The following is a 22845-nucleotide window of genomic DNA, read 5'->3' as shown; positions in this document are numbered from 1 at the left end:
TCCCGGGGGTGACGATCAGGCGTGGTCAGTCTAGCGTGTGGCGGGCCGGTGGCCACCCCGCCATGGGGCGACCGGTCTCCGGCGCCTCAATGCGGCAAGGACAGGAAATCCTCGACCGGGCGGCGCGGGGTGGGCGGGACGAAGGTGTCGTGGGGTGCGGTGCCCAGGCGGATGAGTACCTGGGGGATCCGATCCGGGTCGGGGAGGAGCGCGCGGATCGCGCGGACGGCGGCCGGGATTTCGGTGATGTGGGTGAGGGGGCAGGTCGCCAGTCCGGCCGCGGTGGCCGACAGCAGGGCGGTGGACAGGGTTTCGCCGGTCGCCAGCCATTCGTGCGGAGTGTTCTCGGCGGTGCTGAGCACCACCAGGGTGGCGTGATCGGGTTCGCCGGTGCGGTGCGGGTCTCCGGACGGGACGGGAAAGTCGCGGCCGACGTCGACCAGTGCCGCCTCGCGGGCGGTGGGCAGAGCGTAGGACGGTATCCCTTCGGGAAGATCGAAATTGCCTGTCCACCAGCGTAATTCGTTCTGGTAAGGGGTGTCGAACTGTTGCAGGGCGGCGGTCTGCTCGGAAGCGGCGGCGAGCCGGGGCCGCACCGAATCGTCGACGGCGTTCAGGTGCACACCGTCCACCTCGGACACCTCACGCAGCTGTCGCACCAGCTCCGGCCGGTCCGGCGCCGACATCGGGAGCCGGTCGGTGCGGCGCGCGCGGATCGCGGCGGCGAGGGCGCGTTCGCGATCCGAAGGCGCGCGGGGCGGCTCGAATTCGGCGACGGCCAGCAGGTCGTGCAGCCCTTCCTCGGGCACATAGGACACCGCGATGGGATGCCCCTGCTCGGCGAAGGCGATCCGGGCGTGGTGCAGGTTGGCGCCGCAGCTGATCAGCTCCTGGCGCCCGCTCGGATCGGCCACCTTCAGTTGCCGGGTGGAATCACTGAACAGGTGCAGCCGGGTGCCGTCGAAATCCCAGCGCCAGGGCTGGGTGTTGTGCACGGACGGGGCGCGGGCGGCCAACTGCAGGGCCGCGACGATCGTCGAGCGGTCGGGAACGTGCTGCATGATGCCTCCCAGAGCGATATTTCGTCGGGTGCATTCGTCGGAGTATCGCCAGTATCGCAGTTGTCACCATCCCGGCCGGTAGGGTGGGGGTGTCTTCGCCCTGGAACGTTCGTGAACCGCTCGGAAGGTGGGACGCATGGCCTCGAAGGCGCCCGTGGTGGTGGGAGTCGACAGTTCCGACGATGCGCTGCGGGCCGCGCGCTGGGCCGCCGATGATGCGGCGCTGCACCGGGTTCCGCTGGAGGTGGTTTCGGCGGTGCCGCCGGTTCCGGAGGACCGCGCCGGCGACGAGGGCGTGTGCGCCTACCACGAGCGCACCCGCGAGCAGGCCCAGCGCGCGGTCGCGGCGGCCGCTCGGGTGGCGGCCGATATCGCCCCGAAGATCGATATCGACACCGCCGTCATCGATGCGCCGATCATTCCCGCGCTGCTGTCCCAGGCCGACGAGGCTCGTCTGGTGGTGGTCGGCGCGCGAGGACTCGGGGCCTATCAGCGCAGCCTGCTCGGTTCGGTCAGCACCGCACTGGTGCGGCACGCTCGCGGCCCGGTCGCCGTGGTGCCGGCGGATCCGCTGCTCGGGTCCGAGCGGCCGGTGCTCGTCGGATACGACGATTCCCCGTGCAGCGCACAGGCTCTCGCGATCGCCGTCGACGAGGCGCGGCGGCGCCGGACCGATCTGGTGGTCGTACACACCTGGCAGCGGTTCGGCGACTACCCGTCCCCGGCGGCCCTCGAAGAGGAGGGAAATCGGCTCCTCGACGCCGCCCTGGCCGCGCACGAGGATCCGGACGAACCGATTGCGGTGCGCCGGGTCGTCGTCGAGGATCGGCCGGTGCGGCGCCTTCTCCGCGAATCCGCCGCGGCGCAGCTCGTCGTGGTCGGCAGTCACGGTAAGGGCGGATTTCCCGGAATGACGTTGGGCTCCACCAGTCAGGCGCTGATGCACAGCGTCGAATGCCCGATCATCATCGCCCGGCCCCGGAGCGAATGATCAGGCGGTGAGCTCGGCAAGCAACTTCCAGGTGCGCAGCTGATCGTCCTCGCCGGCGAGATCGGTCTGGATCAGCAGCTCGGTGGCACCGGCATCGACATACGCCTGGAGGCCGCGGGTGACATGGTCCTCGTCGCCGATCAGTGCCACATCGACCGCGTGGGTGAGGCCCTCGCGGTCGAGAACCGCGCGGTAGGAATCGAATTGTTCGTAGAACGCCAGCGCGTGCGCCGCGGTCTCGCGCACCTGCTCGGCGCGATCGGTGACGATCGCGACCACACCGGCGACCACCTGTAGCGGCCGCACCGGATTCGCCGGGCGGGCCTGCTGCAAAGTAGGCACGATATGCGATTCCAGCGTGCGCGGCCCGGCGAGGAACGGCAATACGCCGTCGGCCGATTCGCCCGTGGCCCGCAACGCTTGCGGCCCCATGGCTGCCACGAGCAGGGGGATATCGCTGCCGCCGTGCACCGTCGTCGGTATCGGCGGGCGGGCGTACACCCGCTCGCCCTGTACATCGACGGTGCCGTCCTCGATGGCCTGGCGCAGCGCGATCAGATATTCGCGCAGCCGCCGCACCGGCTTGTCCTCGCGGATGCCGAATGCCGCCGATTCCAGTGGGGGAGCGCCCAATCCGATGCCCAGGCGGAAGCGGCCGCCCGACGCGGCCTGTGCGGTCTGGGCCTGCGACGCGACGACCAGCGGATGGCGCGGATTGATCGGCACCACGGAGGTGCCCACCCCGATCTCCGGTACGGCGAGCCCGACCACCGCCGCGAGGGTCAGCGCATCGAGATCGAATTTCTGTCCGAACCACACCGAACGCACACCCGTGCGCTGCGCCTGCGTGGCGAGCCGGAGGACCTCGTCGACGTCGTTGGCCGCATCGGGCCGCGGCCAGACCGAAACCCCGATCGGAACTGAAAGACTCATCGGATCGAGGCTAGTGCGCGCATCGGGCGATCCCACCCTTGTGTTCGGACGGATCGAAACCGTTGCGGTGCTGCCCTTTGCGGGTCGCGGGCGCTCGGCCTGTCCGATTTTCGCGGTTTTGCCGGGTTACCATCGCACGATGGGGCGTCGAGTATCGGGTGTGCTGGCCTTCGCTGTCCTGGTCCTGATCGCGATCGCGACGGCCTGGGAGCAACAACCGCACGGATATCACGACGCCGCGGCCCCTGCGACGGAATTCGGTGCCGCCCGTGCGCTGGCGACGATCCGGGAGATCGCCTCGCGGCCACACCCCGTCGGCACCGCCGAACACGACCGGGTGCGCGAGCATCTGGTGGGCAAGCTGCGAGAACTGGGGCTGGACACCGATGTTCGCTACGGCGTGGGCAAGTATCCGGTGGATCCGCATCGTGCGGTAGCGGTGCTCGGGCAGACCGGAAATATCGTCGCCCGCTGGCCGGGACGCGCCGCTACGGGAACTGTTTACCTTGTCGCGCATTATGATTCGGTGCCGTCCGGTCCCGGTGCGAACGACGACGGGGTCGGTGTCGCCACCGTTCTGGAAGCGGTGCGTGCGCTGCGGGCGAGCGGACTGCAACCGCGCAACGATCTCGTGGTGCTGCTCACCGACGCCGAAGAGGTGGGTCTGCTCGGCGCCGAGGCCTTCGCGACCTCCGGCGGCGCCGACCCGCGCGGCGGAGTGGTGATCAATCACGAGGCGCGCGGCGCCGGTGGTCCGCCGATGCTGTGGCGAATCAGTCACCCCGACGCCGGGCTGATCAGTGTGGTCACCGGAGTACCGCATCCGAACACCGATTCGCTGTCCACGACCCTGGGCGGGGATCAGACCGGGAGCAATACCGATTTCGCGGCGCTGGACCCCCACGGCTTCCGGGTGCTCGACTGGGCCTTCGCCGGTCGGAACGCCTACTACCACAATCCGTTCGACGACCCCGACCACGTCGACCTGGCCACCGTGCAGCAATTCGGCGACAACACCACCGCCGCGGCGCGCGAATTCGGGGCGCGGGATCTGCGGACCGCGGCCGATCAGCCGAATCGCGCGTACTTTCCGCTGCCGTTCGGTGAGCTGGTGGTGCTGCCGCTGTGGCTGGTGGTCGTGGCGGCGGTGGCTTCGGTGCTGCTCGCGGCATGGGTGGTGTGGCGGATCCGCCGGACCGGTGAGGCGACGATCGGCCGGACTCTGGGCGCGGCGGCAACCGCTCTGGTGGCGGTTCCGATCGGAATGGGCGTCGTCTACGGATTGTGGAAAGCGATCACCGCGATCCGCCCGGAGTATCGCCCGCTGTTCGTCGATCCGTACCGCCCGCAGTTCTACGCCGCGGCCGTGGTGATGGCGTGTGTGGCGGTACTCGCCGCTTGGTATGCGCTGTCGCGTCGGCTGTTCGGGCCCTCCGCGACCGCCGTGGGCGTGCTGTGCGCGGTGACGGCGATCGGTGCGGTGGTCACGGCTGCGGCGCCGGCCGCGGGTGTGATGGTGGTGGTTCCGGCCCTCGCCGCCGTCGTCGGCGTCGCGCTGACCTTCGCGGTGCCCGACCGCCTGCGGTTGCCGGTGCTCACACTGTTCCTCGTCCCGGCGGCGGTCTTCGCCGGCGGCACCGCGTACGCGGCGCTGCAGACCGGACTCGCCGCCGCCGCATATCTCACCGCGCCCGTGGTGCTGATACTCGGCGGCTCGTTTACCCTCACCCTGACCCACGCGTGGCCGAGCCGTCGGGGCGTCCTTATCCCCGCGGCGGCGGTGGTCCTCACGGTGGCGCTCGCGGCGGCCGGGACGGTCGTCGACCGGTTCGACGCGCGGCATCCGCTGATGTCGCAACTGTCCTATGCGCTCGATGCGAACAGCCGCGAGGCGCAGTGGATTTCCGCCGAGGCCCCGGATCGATGGACCCGCGGTTTCGTCGAATCCGGCTCGCCGCCCGGGGCATTCGCGCAGTTGTGGACCGACGCGGCATCCGCCGGCGCCGCCCCGGCGCACGATCTCCCCGGTCCTGTCGCCGAAGTCCTTTCCGACCGCACCGAGGCGGATCTGCGCACCGTGCGGCTGCGGCTGCGATCCACCCGTGGGGCCACCTCCGTCGCGCTGCGGTATACCGGGCCGGTGCGCGCACTCACGGTCGCGGGACGCGACATCAACCCGGTGCCTGCCCAGGGGGTCCGGTTCTACGCGCCGCCCGCCGAAGGGGTCGATATCCAACTCACGGCGCCGGCCGGACCGCTCACTCTCCGGGCGGTCGATTACAGCCGGCTACCCGATGCTCATCTCGCCGACGCACCGGCCGACATCTACTACCGCCAGGACAGTACGGTCGCGGTGTTCACCACCCTCCGGTTGTGAACACCGTGCCGGCGAATCAGGCTCCGGCCACGCCTTCGGCATAGTCGGCCGGGTCGAAACGCCGTGTCTTCCATCGGAAGAGCAGCGTGGCGCCGGGCCAGTTGTTGGTGATGCGGCCCGAGGCGTTGCGATACCAGCTGGAGCAGAAGTTCCACGGCGTATCGGCCAGGCGCTTGCGCAGCCAGTCGTCCCAGGCCTGTTCGGCAGCGGGCTGTGCGGCGAGGAAGTGTCCGGGTTTGGCGGACAGATACTTCACCACCTGCCGGATGTAGCGGGCCTGTGATTCCAGCATGTAGATGATGGAGCCGGACCCCACATTGGTGTTGGGCCCGTACATCATGAACAGATTCGGGAAGCCCGGCACCGACATGCCCAGGAATGCCCGCGCACCCTCCGGCGCCCATTCGTCGGACAGCTTGCGACCGCCGAGGCCGTAGATGTTCATCGGCGCGAGGAATTCGGTGCCCTTGAATCCGGTGCCGTAGATGATCACGTCCACCGGATGCTCGACGCCGTCGGCGGTGCGGATTCCGTTCGCCGTGACCGCCTCGATCGCGGTGGTCTCCACGCTGACATTGGGCTGGGCGAGTGCGGGAAAATACTCGTTGGAGAACAGGCCGCGCTTACAGCCGGCGGCGTAGTCCGGAGTGAGCTTGGCGCGCAATTGTTCATCGGGCACGGCGTTGGCGCGATGCCGGTCGGCGATCGCGACCACCGGATGTTTGATCCACGGCACGTCGGTCAGCGCCAGCGCCATCACCTCGAAGAAGGTCCAGATGGCGAAGCGTTCGGCCCACCGGCTGGGCGGAAAGTACTTGAACAGCGCGTGATGCAGGCCCGTGTATTCGGTGTCGAATTTCGGCAACACCCAGGCGGCGGAGCGCTGGAACAGGGTGAGATGCCCGACCGTCGGCTGAATGGCCGGAATGTATTGGATCGCACTGGCTCCGGTGCCGATGCACGCCACCCGCTTGCCCGTGAGATCGACGCTGTGGTCCCATTCGGCGGAGTGGAAGGCGGGACCGGTGAAGGTGTCGATGCCGGGGATATTCGGCATCGCCGGCCGCGAGAGCTGGCCCACCGCGGGAATCAGCACGTCGGCGGTGAGGGTCTCACCGTCCGCGGTGCGCACCTGCCAGACGCCGCGGGCCGGATCGAATTCCGCGTCGGTGACCTCGATGCCGAAGCGGATCTTGCGCGGCAGATCGTGCTTCTCGGCGACCGCGCGCATATACGCGTGGATGTCGCGCTGCTGCGAAAACCGGCGAGGCCAATCGGATTTGGGTTCGAACGACCACGAGTACAGCGGCGAGGGCACATCGCAGGCCGCGCCCGGATAGGTGTTCTCGCGCCAGACGCCGCCCAGATCGGCGGCCTTTTCGACGATGGTGAAGTTGTCGATACCGGCGCGCTGTAATTCCAGCGCCATGCCGAGGCCGGCGAATCCGGCGCCGATGATCACGATGGACGGCGTGGCAGTCATAGTCGAAGAGTAGAGCGCCGGGCGGTCGGTTCCGAGAGATCAGCGGCCAATGAATCAATATTTCCGGCCACGCTGCGGTGGCCGCAGTGGACCGGACATGTGACTCCGCTGGACAGTTCCGGCCCGCCGAACCTACTATCTATACCAGTTCCTCTTCAAAAAGCCTGTCCCGGTGGGTATTTGGCGTTTCGACGGCGCTGCAGGGGGTGTCGTCGCGCGTCCGGCGGCCATTCGGGACGGATCTGCCGTATCCGGGTGCACCCGGACGGCAGGGACGGCTGCCCGTGGCGATCAGGGGTTCGCCACGGGCAGCCGATTCATCCCCATGCCCGCGCTGTTCGCGCCGTGTGTCGCGGGAAAAGGGGACCATCTGGTCGGCCCGATAATCGCTACGTCCGGTTTCGACTATCCTCGCGGCAGGTGTGACGTCGTTCACCGGTGAAGGAGTGCGGTTACTGATGTTGAGCACGATGCAGGACGAGCAACTGTCGCTGGCCACTCTGCTGCGATATGCGTCTACGTTCCACGGCGATGCCACGGTGTCGACCTGGACGGGCGACGGGGTTCGGACCATGACCTATCGGGAATTGGGCGCGGAATCGGCGCGGCTGGCCAACGCGCTGCGCGGGCTGGGAATCGACGTGGGCGACCGCGTCGCCACGTTCATGTGGAACAACAACGAACATATGGTCGCCTACGCCGCCGTGCCCGCGATGGGCGCCGTGCTGCACGCGCTGAACCTGCGGCTGTTCCCCGAGCAGGTCACCTACGTGGCCAATCACGCCGAGGATCAGGTCGTGATCGTCGACGGCTCGCTGCTGCCGATGTTCGCCAACTATCTGCCCACGCTGAAGACCGTCCGCCACGTCATCGTGGCCAACGGCAATGCCGCGGATCTGACCGCGCCCGAGGGCGTGCAGGTGCACTCCTACACGGAACTGCTTGCGGGACAACCGGATACCTACGATTTCCCGGTCGTCGACGAACGCTCCGCGGCCGGCATGTGCTACACCTCCGGCACCACCGGCGACCCTAAGGGCGTGGTGTACTCGCACCGGTCCAATGTCCTGCACGCCATGCAGGTACTGACCAACGCGAGTATGGGATTCACCTCCTCCGACACCGTGCTGGCCATCGTGCCGCTGTTCCACGCCAACGCCTGGGGTCTGCCCTATGCCGCGATGCTGTCGGGGGCGAGCGTGCTGATGCCCGACCGCTTCCTGCAGCCGGCGCCGCTGCTGGAGATGATGGCCGCGGTGCAGCCGACCTTCGCCGCCGCGGTGCCGACCATCTGGGGTGGCGTGCTGGCGCAGTTGGACGCGAAGCCGCAGGACATCAGGCATCTGCGCGAGGTGGTCGTCGGCGGGTCCGCGCTGCCGCCGTCGATGATGCGAGCCTTCCAGGAAAAGCACGGGGTGCGACTGCTGCACGCCTGGGGAATGACCGAGACCTCGCCGCTGGGCAGCGTCGCGCACCCGCCGAAGGGTGTGACGGGCGAGGACGAATGGGAGTACCGCTACACGCAGGGCCGGTTCCCGGCCCTGGTCCAGGCGCGCCTGGTCGGCGACGACGGCTCGGTGCTGCCCAACGACGGCGAGGCCGTGGGCGAACTCGAGGTGCGCGGTCCGTGGATCGCCGGGGCCTATTACTCACCGGAGGGTGCGTCCGTCGACCCCGACAAATTCGACGACGGCTGGCTGCGCACCGGCGACGTCGGCAAGATCACGCCCAACGGCTATCTCACGCTGGTGGACCGGTCCAAGGATGTGATCAAGTCCGGCGGTGAATGGATCTCCTCGGTGGATCTGGAGAACGCGATCATGGGTCATCCGGCCGTCGCGGAGGCCTCGGTGATCGGGGTGCCGGACGAGAAGTGGGACGAGCGGCCGCTGGTCGCGATCGTCCTCAAGGAGGGCGCGAGCGCCGACCCGGCCGAGCTGCGTGATTTCCTGGCGGACAAATTCGCCAAGTGGCAGCTGCCCGAGCACTGGACCTTCATCGACGAGGTGCCCAAGACGAGCGTCGGAAAATTCGACAAGAAGCGGTTGCGGGCGCGCTACGCCGACGGCGAATTGAGCGTCACGACACTGTGACATAGGGCGTTCCGACGCTGTGACACTGAGCGTCCCGACGCTGTGACACTGAGCGTCCCGACGCTGTGACACTGAGCGTCCCGACGCTGTGAACGATCCCGCAGCCGCGGCCGGAACATCCGGCCGCGGCTGCGGCGTGAGCGGGGCCGGTGGTGCCCGTGCCCGCCCGTGCCGGTCGGCGGGAGATCACCGAACCTGTTGGCGCTATGTCAACAAGGTGTCGTAGGCTGAGCATCGACGTCCGGTGGGCGTCCGATCACGTGCAGAAAGGGTTGGCGATGACCGAGGCGAGCAGCGCCGAGACGAACAACGACACCCCCGCGTTCGCGGATGTCATGAACGGCGCGCTGGAGTTCACCATCCCGATCGCGCACAAGATGGGTGTAAAGGCACTCGAGGTGCGGCCCGGATTCGCGGCCACCACCGTGCCGATCGAGGGCAACGGCAACCACTTCGGCGTCATGTACGCCGGCGTGCTGTTCACCGTCGCGGAAATTCTCGGCGGTGCGATTCCGATCGCCACCTTCGACAACGCCAAGTACTACCCGCTGGTGAAGGACCTGCAGATCTTCTTCCGCAAGCCGGCGAAAACCGATGTACGCGCCGAGGCCTCGCTGTCGGAGGAGGAGATCGCGCGGGTGATCGCCGACGCCGAGGCCAACGGTAAGGCCGATTTCACCCTCGAGGCCACGGTGACCGACGCCGACGGCGTGGTCGTGGCCGAGACCCGCGGGCTCTACCAGTTGCGCGCACACGGAAAGTAGGAAGTCCGGCAGGAGCGACTCCGCCCGCACGGCTGCGGTCGACCGATCGTGCGCGGCGGGGTTACGGTGAGGGCGCGTACCGTCGAAGGGGCGGTGTTGTATGCGCCCGACAGGGGAGCCCGCGTGGCCAGGCAGCCGTAGCCTCCCCGCGGACCCCCGGCTCCACCGGGCGGGGACAGAGAGGTCCGGGGTCATGGGCGTGCACCGCCATCCGATGCGAGACAGTCGGCGCGGCAGGGGGATTCGAGCATGACGGTGAATCTGTTACGCACGGTGATCGCACGGGCGTGGTCCGAGCTGGATTATCTGCGGCTGGCAATCGGCAGTGGCGTGGTCGGCATCGACTCGCCGTTGACGTTGCTGTCCGCGGGTGACGCGCTACTGCGTCACGGTGCCCTGCCCGCGCTGCTGCGGCTCGCCGCCGGCCGCTACGGCGATCGCGCCGCCGTGATCGACGACCTCGGCACGCTGAGCTATCGGGAACTCGACGACCGCTCCAACCGGCTGGCCAACGAATGGCGCAAGCGCGGATTGCGCACCGGCGAGGGCGTGGCGATTCTGGCCCGCAATCACCGCGGTCTGCTCGACGCGGTCTTCGCCGCGGCCAAGTGCGGGGCCCGGATCATCCTGCTGAACACCGACTTCGCCGGGCCGCAACTGCGCGATGTGACCGCCCGGGAGGGGGCGGATCTGCTGGTGTACGACGAGGAGTACGAATCCATCCTCGGCGATCTGAGCCCCGAGCGGGGAGCGTATCGGGCCTGGTCGGAGACCGGGCACACCTCCAGCCTGGAATCGCTGATCACCGCCGGCTCGCCCGCTACGCCGCCGTTCTCGCGCTCCGGCGCCAAGATCATCCTGCTGACCAGCGGCACCACCGGCACACCCAAGGGCGCGCCGCGGTCGGAGCCGCGTTCGCTGGAACCGCTCGGCGCGATTCTCAGCAAGGTGCCGTTCCGGACCCGCGAGGTGACCGAATGCCCGGCGCCGCTGTTCCACACCCTCGGCTTCGCGATGTCGTTGCTGGCCATCGGTTTCGGCTCGACACTCGTGATCCGGCGGCGATTCGATCCGCAGCGGGTGATCGACAGCATGGCCGAACATCACGCGACCGCGCTGATCGTGGTGCCGGTGATGCTCGCGCGCATGGTCGAACTGGGGCCGGAGGCGGTGAGTGAGCGGGATCTGTCGGCGCTGCGCATCGTTTTCGTCGCCGGATCGCAGTTGGGCGCCGAGTTGTGCCGGCGGGTGACCGCCATCTTCGGGCCGGTCGTCTACAACCTGTACGGATCCACCGAGGTCGCTTACGCCACCGTCGCCACGCCGGAGGATCTGGCGGAGGAACCGGGATGTGTGGGCTCACCCGTGGCGGGCGCGGTGGTCGAGATCCTCGACGGGCAGGGCGAGCCGGTGCCGCCGGGGACCACCGGGCGGATCTTCGTCCGCAACGCGATTCCCTTCGACGGCTATACCGGTGGCGGCGGCAAGGAGCAGATCCGCGGGCCGATGTCCACCGGCGATGTCGGTCATTTCGATTCCGCCGGAAGACTTTTCATCGACGGCCGCGACGACGAGATGATCGTCTCGGGCGGGGAGAACGTGTTCCCGGCCGAGGTCGAGGAATTGCTCGACGCGCATCCGGACGTGCGAGAGGCTGCGGTCATCGGCGTGCCCGACGACGAATACGGCGCCCGGCTGGTCGCTTTCGTCGTCCGCACCACCGAAACCCTCGGCGCGGAGGAGATCAAAGCGCATGTGAAGTCGAACCTGGCGCGTTACAAGGTGCCTCGCGAGGTGGTGTTCATCGACGAGCTGCCGCGCAACCCCACCGGAAAGGTCCTCAAGCGCAGGCTGCGGGAATGGGGAGCGGGCGGCGAAGCGTAACGCCGGTTCCGGCGCCGGACGCGCCGGCGCCGGAACCGTACGGGTCAGCAGTTACGCAGTTCCGGGCTCTGATTGAGCAGTTGAGCGCGGGTGGAGATGAAGGTCGAGTAGGTGTCGCCGCCGACGGCGGACAGCGGGAAGGCCGCCACCCGATGGCAGTTCTGGAAGGCCAGCTTGATGCCGAAATGCCGCTCCAGGCTGCCGCGAATCGAATCCGACGCCATCGCGCGCAGCAGTTGGCCGCGGGCTGTCTCGTCCGGCGGGGGTACCTGGTTGTCCGCGAATTCTGCTGTGCCGGAACGCAAGTCGGCGGCCACTCGGCTGACGACCTCGTAGGCGTACGGCAGGGAGGTGCGAACGCATTCGACGAATTCCTCGTCGCTGACCGGACCGCTTTCGGCGCGTTCGAGCAATGCGGCTGGGACATCCAATGACATGACGCTCTCCTCGTGGGATGGCGGGTGATGTCCCACGAGTCTAAACGAAAAACGTTGTCAACAAGACGGGAATGGCCGCGAAAGTGCCGATTGCAGAGCGGCTTTCGCTTCTTCCGTGAGCTTGCGTACCAGGTCGGCCGCCGGAACGGCCTCCGCGAGGGTATGTGCCTGCCCGGCCCACAGATTCACCGCGTCCGGGTTGTCGGCGGCGCGGGCCTCGGCTCGCAACGGTCCGGTGGCGTAATGGATTTCGGGGTAGGCCGCAGGCGCGTCGGGGTTGTCGAGCATGAATTGATTGCGCAGGCCGCGGGCTCGGCGGCCGCTGAAGGCGCGGGTCAGCATGGTCGGGGTTTCGATCTCCAGCGCATCGCGGTGCAGTGCCGAGGTGCCCGCCTCCGGACAGCGGAGGAAGGCCGTGCCCAGCTGTGCGGCCGCGGCGCCGGCGGCGAGGACCGCGGCGATACCCGCGCCGGTGGCGATGCCGCCTGCCGCGACCACCGGCGTCTCGACCGCTGCGCGCACCAGCTGCACCAGTGTCAGGGTGGTGAGCGGATCGGCCACGTCCTCCTCGGGCCGGTCGGCGAAACCGCCCCGATGTCCGCCGCCCTCCGCGCCCTGGGCGATGAGGACGTCTGCACCGGTCTCGGCCGCGACCCGGGCCTCCGGCACCGAGGTCACCGTGACCCACACCTCGGATCCGGCGCGATGCAGGCGCTCGATCTCGGCCTCCGAGGGGCAGCCGAAGGTGCACGAGACCACCGCCACCGGCTCGGCGGTGAGCAGGTCGAGCTTCTCGTCCCAGGCGTCGGCGTCGAAACGTGCCTCGCCGAGCGGGAAGCGGCGGCTGAGCCGGTCGAGGTAGGCCGCGAAGTGTTCCGGCGGCGTGGGCGCGCCCGGAACGAACAGGTTCACGCCGAAGGGCGTCTCGGTGAGCTCGCGCAGCGCCGCGATGCGCGCGGCGGTATCGGCGGCACTCAGATATCCGGCGGCGAGGAATCCCAGGCCGCCCGCCTCGCCGACAGCGGCGGCGAGTTCCGGGGTGGACGGGCCGCCGGCCATCGGCGCCAGCACGATCGGGGTGCGCACGTTGTCGAGGATCACCTGTTCAGTCTGGACCCGGCCGTGGTCCTCGATAACAGCGCCCACGGCACCAAGATCAGCCTTCCACCTGCGAATTCCTCCGAGGAGGTTGCGAAAAGGTCACGACGGAGTACAGTTTCCGTCACAACAGATGCCGAATCGTTACCGAATGTGAGGTTTCGACCCGGCGCCGCCACCGAGTTGATCGACGCTAGGACGAGCCTTGCCGCAGCACCGTGAGACATCCAGTTCCGTATCCGTTCAGGACCTCCTCGGTGACATCTACGCCGGTGACGGCGCTGCCGAGCGTCCCACCCGCCACCGCGCCCAGCCGCGCACGGGCGACCGGATGAAGCTCGCCGCCAGCGCCGCCGTCGCGACCGGCGCGCTGATCGGCACCGCCACTCAGTTCGCGCACGCCGCGCCGCTGCTGCCCGGCGGCCACAACGACACTCCCGAGCCGGTCGCGCTGAAGTCGGCCTCCGAACCCGCGCACGAGGCCGAACAGCAGGCCTCGCCCGTCGCGGCCCCGGTCGTCGCCGAGACGCCGGCCGCGCCGCAGGCCCAGCCGGTGGCCGCGCCCGCGCCGTTCGGTCTGCAGAATCTGCCGCCGGAGGTTGCCGGTCCGCTCTCGCACGCCGAAGAGGTGCTGAAGGGTATTCAGCAGCAGCTCGCACCGGCCCAGGCCGTGCGACCGGTGGCCGGGGTCGTCAGTTCCGGCTTCGGATCCCGCTGGGGCGCCATGCACTACGGTGTCGACTTCGCCGACGCGATCGGTACTCCTATTCATTCGGTGGAGAACGGCACGGTGATCGATGCCGGTCCCGCCTCGGGCTTCGGGCTGTGGGTCCGGGTGAAGCAGGACGACGGCACCACCGCGGTGTACGGCCACGTCAACGACATCCTCACCCACGTCGGCCAGCGGGTGAACGCCGGCGACGTGATCGCCACCGTCGGCAACCGCGGCAACTCCACCGGCCCGCACCTGCATCTGGAGATCTGGGATCCCAGCGACGTGAAGATCGATCCCGCTCCCTATCTGGCGAGCAAGGGCGTCGTCCTGTCCCAGCAGTCGTGGGGGGCGGGCGAATAGCGCCCGCGCTGTCGTCGGCCGCCCGGCTCGGCCGGCCGCGGGGGGTTGATGCATTGCCTGGTTTGTACGAGCTGTTCGACTCCGGATCCGTGCACGGCCGCACCTATACCGCTCTGGTGCAGCATCCGCGGTCCAGCCTGTCGGAGCTGGCGCAATATCTGGAGTGTTCCCGCGAGTCCGTCTCGGCGGCCCTGGACGAACTCTGTGAGATGCAGGCCGTGGTCCGCATCGAAATCGGTGACTCCGTCCGCTGGGACGCGCATGCCCCCGAGGCCCTGTCGGAAGCCGAATCCCGCCGCCGCCAGGCCGAAACCGCGCGCATGCACGAGGCCGCGGCCCGGCTGGGCGAGACCTTCCGCTCGGTGCGCCGCACCACCCGCGGCGACGGCACCGTCGTGCCGATGTACGAGGCCCGCGAGGTGGTCGCCGAATTCGAGGATCTGCAGCGTGCCGCGCGCAGCCGGATCCGGATGATCGACCGGGGCCCGTATCTGTGCGAAGGCGAACGCGCCGCACGGCTGTTCGATCTGCGCTCGGCGCGGATGTCGGCGGGCGTGCGCTACCAGACGCTCTATCAGGACACCATCTATCAGGATCCCGATCGGCTGCGCTTCGCGCTGCAGGCCAATACCGCCGGGGCGCAGGCGCGCACGTTGCCCGATCCGCCCTTCAAGGTGATCATCGCCGACGACGACCGCGCGGCGCTGATGCTGCACCACGACGAACGCCGCGGCGATCCGATGGGGCTGCGCATCACGGCCTGTCCGACGCTGGACGCGATCGTGCACACCTTCGAGGTGTTGTGGTCGCTGGCCGCGCCGATCTCGGTGAATCCGGACCAGCCGCTGGACGAACGCGACCGGGCCATTCTGACCCTCATGGGCCTGGGCGCGACGGACGACACCATCGCCCGGCGGCTGGGCATGTCCCGGCGCACGGTGGTGCGGCGGACCGCGAGCCTGCTGGAGCGACTGGGCGCCAGCACCCGGTTCCAGGCGGGCGTGCAGGCGATCCGCCGCGGCTGGCTGTGACAAGCTGGGGACCTACTGTGACCAGTGCCACGGAAGTCGACACGAAGCGCAACATCGAGGCACCCTGGCAGCGATGAGTACTAGGAGTACCGGCGGGTCACCAGTTCGATCCGGCGCACCACGCCGTGCTCGCCATCCTTATATGATTGCTCGGACCGCGCGAGGGGGTGTTCGACCGTGCGGACCTGCTGGACGCGAGAGGTGAAGACACTCGAATGGATACTGCCCGCCGTTCCGCTCGTGGAGGTCGTCGCCGCAGGTCGGGCAGCCCCCTTTTCGGCCAGCTGCTGACCGCTGCGGTCGAATCCGCCGCCGATGCGGTGGCGATCCGGTTCGCGCCGACCGATGATCCGGCCGACACGCGGCAGCTGACCTATCGAGAGCTCGACGAGGGATCGTCGCGCCTGGCCCGGGAACTCATCTCCCGCGGCATCGGCGCCGGCGACGTGGTGGCTATCGGCATCGCCCGCTCGATCGAATCCGTCCTCGCGGTCTGGGCGGTCGCCAAGGCGGGCGCGGCCTACGTTCCGGTCGACCCGGCCTATCCGACCGAGCGCATCGCGCATATCGTCGCCGACTCCGGCGCGGTACTCGGCCTGACCACCGGAGCCCATCGCCGGGCGCTGGGGACGGGTGTGTACTGGCTCGAACTCGACGATCCGGTCGTGTCGGAACGCATCGGCGCGCGCCCCGCCCATCCGATCTCCTACACCGACCGGGTCCGCCCGCTCACCGAGGATCACCCGGCCTACGTGATCTACACCTCGGGCTCCACCGGTCGTCCCAAGGGCGTCGTGGTGACCCATGCCGGACTCGGCGGTCTGGTCGCGGCCGAGCGCGAGCACTACGGCGTGACCGAGGATTCCCGTGTCCTGCACGTCTGTTCGCCGAACTTCGACGTCTCCGTTCTGGAACTGCTGTTGGCCTTCTCGTCGGGTGCGACCCTGGTGGTCTCGCCGCCGGAGGTGTTCGGCGGTTTCGAGCTGGCCGATCTGCTGCGCCGCGAACAGGTTTCGCACATGCTGATCACCCCCGGCGCGCTGGAGTCGGTCGATCCGGCCGGACTGCCCGACCTCGAGGCCGTCGTCGTGGCCGGCGACAAGTTCGGCCCGGAACTGGTGGGCCGCTGGGCGCGCGACGGGCGGCGCTTCTACAACGGCTACGGCCCGACCGAGGCGACGATCCTCGCCACCTCCAGCGCGGAAATGATTGCCGGCGAGCCGATCACGATCGGCACCCCGGTCGCCGGCGTCGGCGCGTTCGTGCTGGATTCGCGGCTGCGACCGGTGCCCGCCGGGGTGGTCGGCGAGCTGTATCTGGCGGGTCCGGCGCTGGCACAGGGATATCTGGGCCGCCCGGGGCTCACCGCGGAACGGTTCGTGGCCAGTCCCTTCGGCACCGAAACCGGCAGGCCCGGGGCCCGGCTGTACCGCACCGGCGACCTGGTGCGCCGCAACGAGTCCGACGGCACCATCGAATATCTGGGCCGCTCCGATTTCCAGGTCAAGATTCGCGGCTTCCGCATCGAACTGGGCGAGATCGACAACGCGCTGACCGCGCATCCGGATATCGATTTCGCCGCCACCATCGGCCGCACGCTGCCCTCCGGCGCGACGGCGCTGGTGTCGTACGTGTTGCCGCGTCCCGGTGCGGCGCTCGATATCGCGACCCTCGACGATTTCCTGGCGGCCTCGTTGCCCGCCTACATGATTCCCGCGGCGATCATGCCGCTGGACGAGATTCCGCTGACCCCGGTCGGCAAACTCGACCGCGCCCGGCTGCCGGAACCGACCTTCGCCGCACGCGAATTCCGCGCTCCCGCCACCCCGGTGGAGGAGATCGTCGCCGAGGTGTTCGCGGCTCTGCTCGTTCCCGGCGAGGGCGGCAATCCCGGCCGGGTCGGCGCCGACGACGACTTCTTCGAACTCGGCGGCAACTCCCTGCTGGCCGCGCAGGCGGCGGCCCGGATCGGCTCGGCCCTGGGCGCCCGGGTGCCGGTGCAGCTGTTGTTCGAGGCATCGACCGTGGCCGCACTGGCCGAACAGGTGGAACGGCACGCCGGAACCGACACCGGCGAGCGGTTGCGGCCGATGCCGCGGCCCGAACGCATCCCGCTGTCCTATGCCCAGCAGCGGATGTGGTTCCTCAACCGCTTCGATCCGGCGGGTGCGGTCAACAACATCCCGGTCGCGGTGCGGCTGAGCGGACGCCTCGACGTGGACGCGCTGCGGTCCGCGGTGCGCGATCTGGTGGAGCGCCACGAAGTGCTGCGCACCATCTATCCGGAACTCGACGGCGAGGGCTACCAGCGGGTGCTGCCCGTCTCGGATCCCCGGGCGATCCCCGAGATTCCCCTGGTCGAAGCCCGCGAGAACGAGCTGGCCGCCCTGGTCGCCGAAACCGTCTCGGGCGGCTTCGATGTGACGGCCGCGCCGCCGGTGCGCCTGCGGGTGCTGCGCGCGAGCGAGACCGAACACGTCCTGGTGTGCGTGGTGCACCACATCGCCGGTGACGGCTTCTCGATGGGCCCGCTGACCCGCGATCTGATGACCGCCTACCTCGATCGCGTGCGCGGCGGTCATCCGGAATGGACGCCGCTGGCCGTCCAGTACGCCGATTACGCCCTGTGGCAACGGGAAACGCTGGGTAGCGAGGACGATCCGGAGTCGGTGCTCGCCGCGCAGATCGACTTCTGGCGGCGCGAACTCGCCGCGCTGCCCGAACAGCTGGACCTGCCGGCCGACCGGCCGCGTCCGGCGGTCGCGTCCTATCGCGGCGCCACGCTCGACTTCGAGATCGCCCCGGATGTGCATGCGGCGCTGAACCGCCTTGCGCACCAACATCATTCGACGTTGTTCATGGTGGTGCACGCCGCGCTCGCGGTGCTGCTCGCCCGGCTGTCGGGCACCCGCGACATCGCGATCGGCACCCCGGTCGCCGGGCGCGGTGAGGCGGCGCTGGACGAGCTGATCGGCATGTTCGTCAACACCCTGGTGCTGCGCACCGAGATCGACCCGGCGCACAGTTTCGAGCAGGTGCTGGCCGACGTCCGCGGCACCGACGTGGCGGCGTTCGGCCACGCCGATGTGCCGTTCGAGCGGCTGGTCGAGATCCTGGATCCGGCGCGTTCGGCCGGGCGGCATCCGCTGTTCCAGGTGATGCTGACCTTCCAGAACCTGGCCCGCACCGAATTGGAGCTGCCCGGGCTGGCGGTTTCCGGTGTCGACCTCGACATCGAGCTGGCCAAGTTCGATCTGCAGCTGGCGATGGCCGAGCGGATCGACGCACATGGTGTGCCGCAGGGGATTTCGGCCGCCTTCAGCTACGCCACCGACCTGTTCGACGAGGCGACGGTGCGCGATTTCACCGATCGGTTCACGCGCATCCTGAATGCCGTCGCCGCCGACGCCGCGGCCGTGGTGGGCGATATCGATGTGCTGGCCCCCGGTGAGCGCGAACTCGTTCTGCACGAATGGAATTCGCCCGGCGCGCCGGTGCCGCCGGTGACCCTGGTCGATCTGATCACCGCACAGGTCCGGCGCCGGCCGGGCGCGGTGGCGGTCCGCTTCGGTGACACCACCCTCACCTTCGGAGATCTGCACCAGCGCGCGAGCCAGGTGGCCCGGGCGCTGATCGCCCAGGGCGTCGGGCCGGAATCGCTGGTGGCCGTGGCGGTGCCGCGCACCGAGGAACTGCCGGTCGCGCTGCTCGGCGTGCTGCTCGCCGGTGCCGCCTATCTGCCCATCGACACCGGTTATCCGGTGCAGCGGCTGGAATTCATGCTCGGCGACGCCGCGCCGGCATGTGTGCTCACGACCGCCGAGCTGCGGGAGGCGGTGCCCGCCGCCGGCCTGGCGACGGTGCTGCTGGAGGAGACCGGCAACTTCGCCGGCGGTCCGATCACCGACGCCGAGCGGCTCGCCCCGCTGCGACCGGCCGATCTGGCCTACGTCATCTACACCTCGGGCTCCACCGGTGTGCCCAAGGGGGTCGGCGTCACCCACCGCAACGTGCTGGAACTGTTCGCCAACACCCAGCTGCTGTTCGACTTCGACGAAACCGACGTGTGGACGCTGTTCCACTCCTTCGCCTTCGACTTCTCGGTCTGGGAACTGTGGTGTTCGCTGGCCAACGGCGGTGCGGTCGTGGTGGTCGACCACCTGACCTCGCGATCGCCGGAGCTGTTCCGCGAGTTGCTGATTCGCGAGCAAGTCACCGTGCTGAACCAGACGCCCTCGGCGTTCTATCAGCTCGCCGAGGCCGACCGCGCGGCGCACAGCCACACCGGTGACGCCGCGGTGACGGTCGCGGCCAAATTCGCGTTGCGCTACATCGTCTTCGGCGGTGAGGCGCTGGATCTGCGTCAGCTCGCGCGCTGGTACGAGCGGCACGGCTCCACCACCCCGCAGCTGGTGAACATGTACGGCATCACCGAGACGACCGTGCACGTGTCGTTCCTGGCGCTGGACGAGGGTCTGGCCGACCATCCGGCCAGCGTCATCGGCCGGGCGCTGCCGGGCCTCGAGACCTATGTGCTCGACGAGCGGCTGCATCCGTCGCCGGTCGGCGTGGCCGGTGAGATGTACATTGCTGGACAACAACTGTCGCGCGGCTATCTCGGCCGTCCGGGCTTGACCGCGGCGCGGTTCGTGGCCAATCCGTACGGTGCGCCCGGTTCCCGGATGTATCGCTCCGGCGATATCGGCCGCTGGGCCGGCTTCGACGGCGAGGCCGCGCTGGAATACGCGGGACGCAGCGATCAGCAGGTGCAGCTGCGCGGCTTCCGCATCGAACTCGGCGAAATCGAGGCCGCGCTGCTGCGCTGCACCGGTGTCGCGCAGGCGGTGGCGATGGTCCGCACCGCAGAGCACTCCGGTGAGCGGCTGGTGGGTTACGTTGTGCCCGAGGCTGGTTCGTCGCTCGATCCGCTCGCGCTGCGCGCCGAGGTCGGCGCCTTCCTGACCGGCTACATGGTGCCCGACGTGGTGGTCGTGCTCGACGCGTTGCCGCTGACGCCGAACGGCAAACTCGATCGTCGCGCCCTGCCCGAACCGGCGGTCGTCAGCGCGGCCGCCTTCCGGTCGCCGAGTACGCCGATCGAACAGGCCGTCGCCGACGTGTTCGCCGATCTGCTCGGTGTCGCCGGTGCGGAGACGGCCGGCGTCGGCCTCGACGACGACTTCTTCGCCCTCGGCGGCAATTCGCTGCTCGCGACCCGTGCGGTGGCTCGCATCAACGAGGCGCTCGACGCGAACCTCGTGGTCCGGGAGCTGTTCGAAGCCTCGAGCGTGGCAGCCCTCGCGGCGCGGATCGTGCCCGGTGCGGCCGCCGGTGCGGTGCGCCCGCGCCTCGAGCCTGCCGCGCGTGGGGAGCGGATTCCGCTGTCGCCGGCCCAGCAGCGGATGTGGGTGATCAACCAGCTCGATCCGCAATCGCCGGGCTACAACATTCCGCTGGCGATCCGGCTCACCGGCGATCTCGATGTGGACGCGTTGCGCCAGGCGGTCGCCGATGTCGTGGAGCGGCACGAGGTGCTGCGCACCCGCTATCCCGCGGGCGGTCCGGGCGGGCTGCCGTATCAGGAGATCCTCTCGGTCCGCGAGGCGCTGCCGGAGGGCCTGCCGGTCGAGGACACCGCCGAGCCGATCGACCGCATCGCCGCGCTCATGGCGACCGGATTCGATGTGACCCAAGAGGTTCCGGTGCGCGCCCTGCTGCTGCGCAGCGGGTCCGACCAGGTGCTGGCGCTGGTGATTCACCACATCGCCGGCGACGGTTCCTCGATGGCCCCGCTGGCCCGCGATCTGATGACCGCCTATGTGGCCCGCACCGGCGGCCGCGAACCGGGCTGGGCGCCACTGGAAGTGCAGTACGCCGATTTCGCGATCTGGCAGCGCCGGGCCATCGGCACCGACGACGATCCGGATTCGGTGGCGGCGAAGCAGCTCGCCTACTGGCGGGATCGGCTCGCCGGAGTGTCCGGTTCGGCGCTGCTGGCGCCCGATCATCCGCGTCCGGCCGTGCCGTCGATGCGCGGCGAATCGATCGGTTTCGCGATCCCGGCCACGGTGCACGAAGGCCTGGTCCGGATTGCGCGAGAACACAATTCGTCGCTGTTCATGGTGGTGCACGCCGCGCTCGCGGTGCTGCTGGCCCGGCAGTCCGGTACCGCCGATGTGGTGGTCGGCACGCCGATCGCGGGCCGCGGCGAGCGCGCACTCGACGATCTGGTCGGCATGTTCGTCAACACGCTGACGCTGCGCACCGGTGTCGACACCACCGACACCTTCGACGCGCTGGTGGAAACCGCCCGCGACACCGATCTGGCGGCCTTCGCGAACTCCGATATCCCGTTCGAACGGGTCGCCGAGGTGGTGGCTCCGGGACGAGGTGGTGCGCAGAGTCTGTTCACGGTGGTGCTGTCGTTCCAGAACACGCAGCAGCCGTCGCTGGAACTGCCGGGCCTGTCCATCGCCGCACTCGACACCGATGCCGTAGCGGCGAAGTTCGATCTGCAGGTCACGGTCGAGCCGCGCCACGAATCCGACGGCTCACCGGCGGAACTGGTCACGGTCTTCACCTACGCGCGCGAACTGTTCGATCCCGCGACGATGCGCACCCTGGGTGATCGATTCGAGCGCATCCTCGCGGCGGTGGCTGCCGACCCGCAGATCCTGCTCGGCGCGATCGACCTGCACGACGAGTCGGAGGTTGTGGTCGAGGCGGCCCGCACCGGACCGGCCGAGACCGGCTCCACCGTCGGCACCGCGCTGGCGCAGGCGCTGGCCGCCGCCGTCGAGGACGACCCCGAGGGGCCCGCGCTGGCCTGGGGTGAGGAGGCGGTCTCGTATCAGGAGCTCGACGCCCGCTCCTCCCGGCTGGCCCGGGCCCTCATCGGTCGCGGCTGCGGTCCGGGTAGCGGGGTCGCGGTGCGGCTCGAGCGCGGTATCGAGTCGGCGGTCGCGGCCTGGGCGGTGCTCAAGGCCGGTGCCGCACTGGTCCCGGTCGTGGACGGCGGCGAACTACCGTCGGAGCTGGAGATCAAGACCGGCGTCACCGTGGCCGCGGCCCGGCCGAAGGCGGGGCCGAACGGTATCGACTGGCTGGTCCTCGACGATGCGGCGGTCGCCGCCGAGATCGCGGGTGAGTCGGCGCGGCCGGTGACCTACGCCAACCGCACCCGGGCGCTGCGCGGCGCCGATCCGGCCTTCGTCGGCGCGGAGGGCACCCACAGTTACGACGCGCTGGCCGCCGCGGTCGACCGGTTGCGGGCCCGCACCGAGCTGGACTTCGAATCTCGCACCTTCCGGCAGGGCCGGGCCGACGGTGTCGCCGCCCTGCTCGAGGTGGTCGGCGCGGGGACGACCGGTGCCTCGATGGTGTTGCCGGCCGAGGTCGGCACCGACGGGCTCGCCGACGAATGGGTCACCCACCTGTTCACCGATCGTGCCGGTCTGGACCGGATGGATCCGGAACCGCTGGAAGACCTGCGGGCCGTGGTGCTCGAGGACGGGCCGGCGCCGGCGGCCTTCGGCTCCGCCGGGCTGGTACTGCTGCCGGACAATGTGCTTCGCTGAGCAACCGGTGGCACGATCGCGGGAAAGTAACGCCCGCCGCG

General features: G+C 69.3%; 13 protein-coding genes. 8 read left to right on the top strand and 5 right to left on the bottom strand.

Annotated elements, in window-relative coordinates; all coding sequences use genetic code 11:
- Nucleotides 1-86: 86 nt before the first annotated feature.
- Nucleotides 87-1061 (bottom strand): Acg family FMN-binding oxidoreductase, encoded by a 975-nt coding sequence (locus ACPCUW_RS02075; protein WP_305779407.1) that lies wholly within the window; start codon nt 1059-1061, stop codon nt 87-89.
- Between the two features lie 136 nt (nt 1062-1197).
- On the opposite strand from ACPCUW_RS02075, the gene ACPCUW_RS02070 reads away from it, so the two are divergent.
- Nucleotides 1198-2052, top strand: coding sequence for a universal stress protein (locus ACPCUW_RS02070; protein ID WP_063017649.1), 855 nt, complete (start codon nt 1198-1200; stop codon nt 2050-2052).
- Here the strand turns inward: ACPCUW_RS02070 and ACPCUW_RS02065 are convergent, their stop codons facing one another.
- Nucleotides 2053-2985: a TIGR03564 family F420-dependent LLM class oxidoreductase gene (locus ACPCUW_RS02065; protein WP_423423501.1), complete on the bottom strand. Its 933-nt coding sequence runs from the start codon at nt 2983-2985 to the stop codon at nt 2053-2055.
- Nucleotides 2986-3124: 139 nt separating this feature from the next.
- Between ACPCUW_RS02065 and ACPCUW_RS02060 the strand changes: the two genes are divergently transcribed.
- A complete protein-coding gene (locus tag ACPCUW_RS02060; RefSeq protein ID WP_423423500.1) occupies nt 3125-5362 on the top strand; it encodes a M20/M25/M40 family metallo-hydrolase in 2238 nt (745 codons plus the stop codon).
- 16 nt (nt 5363-5378) lie between these two features.
- Here ACPCUW_RS02060 and ACPCUW_RS02055 read toward each other — a convergent pair whose 3' ends face one another.
- Nucleotides 5379-6845: a flavin-containing monooxygenase gene (locus tag ACPCUW_RS02055; RefSeq protein ID WP_305779404.1), complete on the bottom strand. Its 1467-nt coding sequence runs from the start codon at nt 6843-6845 to the stop codon at nt 5379-5381.
- A 458-nt stretch (nt 6846-7303) separates the two neighbouring features.
- On the opposite strand from ACPCUW_RS02055, the gene ACPCUW_RS02050 reads away from it, so the two are divergent.
- The 3 genes from ACPCUW_RS02050 to ACPCUW_RS02040 all read left to right on the top strand — a co-directional run bounded on the left by ACPCUW_RS02050 (nt 7304) and on the right by ACPCUW_RS02040 (nt 11586).
- Nucleotides 7304-8938, top strand: coding sequence for a long-chain fatty acid--CoA ligase (locus tag ACPCUW_RS02050; RefSeq protein WP_064905238.1), 1635 nt, complete (start codon nt 7304-7306; stop codon nt 8936-8938).
- A gap of 278 nt (nt 8939-9216) precedes the next feature.
- Nucleotides 9217-9702 carry a PaaI family thioesterase gene (locus tag ACPCUW_RS02045; RefSeq protein WP_423423499.1) on the top strand — a complete coding sequence of 162 codons (486 nt, stop codon included), beginning with the start codon at nt 9217-9219 and terminating at the stop codon, nt 9700-9702.
- Between the two features lie 249 nt (nt 9703-9951).
- Nucleotides 9952-11586 (top strand): acyl-CoA synthetase, encoded by a 1635-nt coding sequence (locus ACPCUW_RS02040; RefSeq protein WP_423423498.1) that lies wholly within the window; start codon nt 9952-9954, stop codon nt 11584-11586.
- Nucleotides 11587-11630: 44 nt separating this feature from the next.
- Here the strand turns inward: ACPCUW_RS02040 and ACPCUW_RS02035 are convergent, their stop codons facing one another.
- Nucleotides 11631-12023: an SCO5389 family protein gene (locus tag ACPCUW_RS02035; RefSeq protein WP_030513337.1), complete on the bottom strand. Its 393-nt coding sequence runs from the start codon at nt 12021-12023 to the stop codon at nt 11631-11633.
- A 57-nt stretch (nt 12024-12080) separates the two neighbouring features.
- Complete coding sequence (locus tag ACPCUW_RS02030; RefSeq protein ID WP_305779637.1) at nt 12081-13124, bottom strand: nitronate monooxygenase; 1044 nt, start codon at nt 13122-13124, stop codon at nt 12081-12083.
- Nucleotides 13125-13326: 202 nt separating this feature from the next.
- Here ACPCUW_RS02030 and ACPCUW_RS02025 point away from each other — a divergent pair, with 202 nt between their 5' ends.
- From ACPCUW_RS02025 to ACPCUW_RS02015, 3 genes are all read left to right on the top strand, one after another.
- Nucleotides 13327-14196, top strand: coding sequence for a M23 family metallopeptidase (locus tag ACPCUW_RS02025; RefSeq protein ID WP_305779402.1), 870 nt, complete (start codon nt 13327-13329; stop codon nt 14194-14196).
- Nucleotides 14197-14249: 53 nt separating this feature from the next.
- Nucleotides 14250-15227, top strand: a complete 978-nt coding sequence (locus ACPCUW_RS02020; RefSeq protein WP_423423497.1) for a helix-turn-helix transcriptional regulator — start codon at nt 14250-14252, stop codon at nt 15225-15227.
- Nucleotides 15228-15442: 215 nt separating this feature from the next.
- Nucleotides 15443-22804, top strand: a complete 7362-nt coding sequence (locus ACPCUW_RS02015; RefSeq protein ID WP_423423496.1) for an amino acid adenylation domain-containing protein — start codon at nt 15443-15445, stop codon at nt 22802-22804.
- Nucleotides 22805-22845: the final 41 nt, after the last annotated feature.

The sequence above is a fragment of the Nocardia sp. AB354 genome (assembly GCF_049538315.1).
Lineage (GTDB): Bacteria > Actinomycetota > Actinomycetes > Mycobacteriales > Mycobacteriaceae > Nocardia > Nocardia nova.
This window is presented reverse-complemented; position numbering and strand designations above follow the sequence as displayed.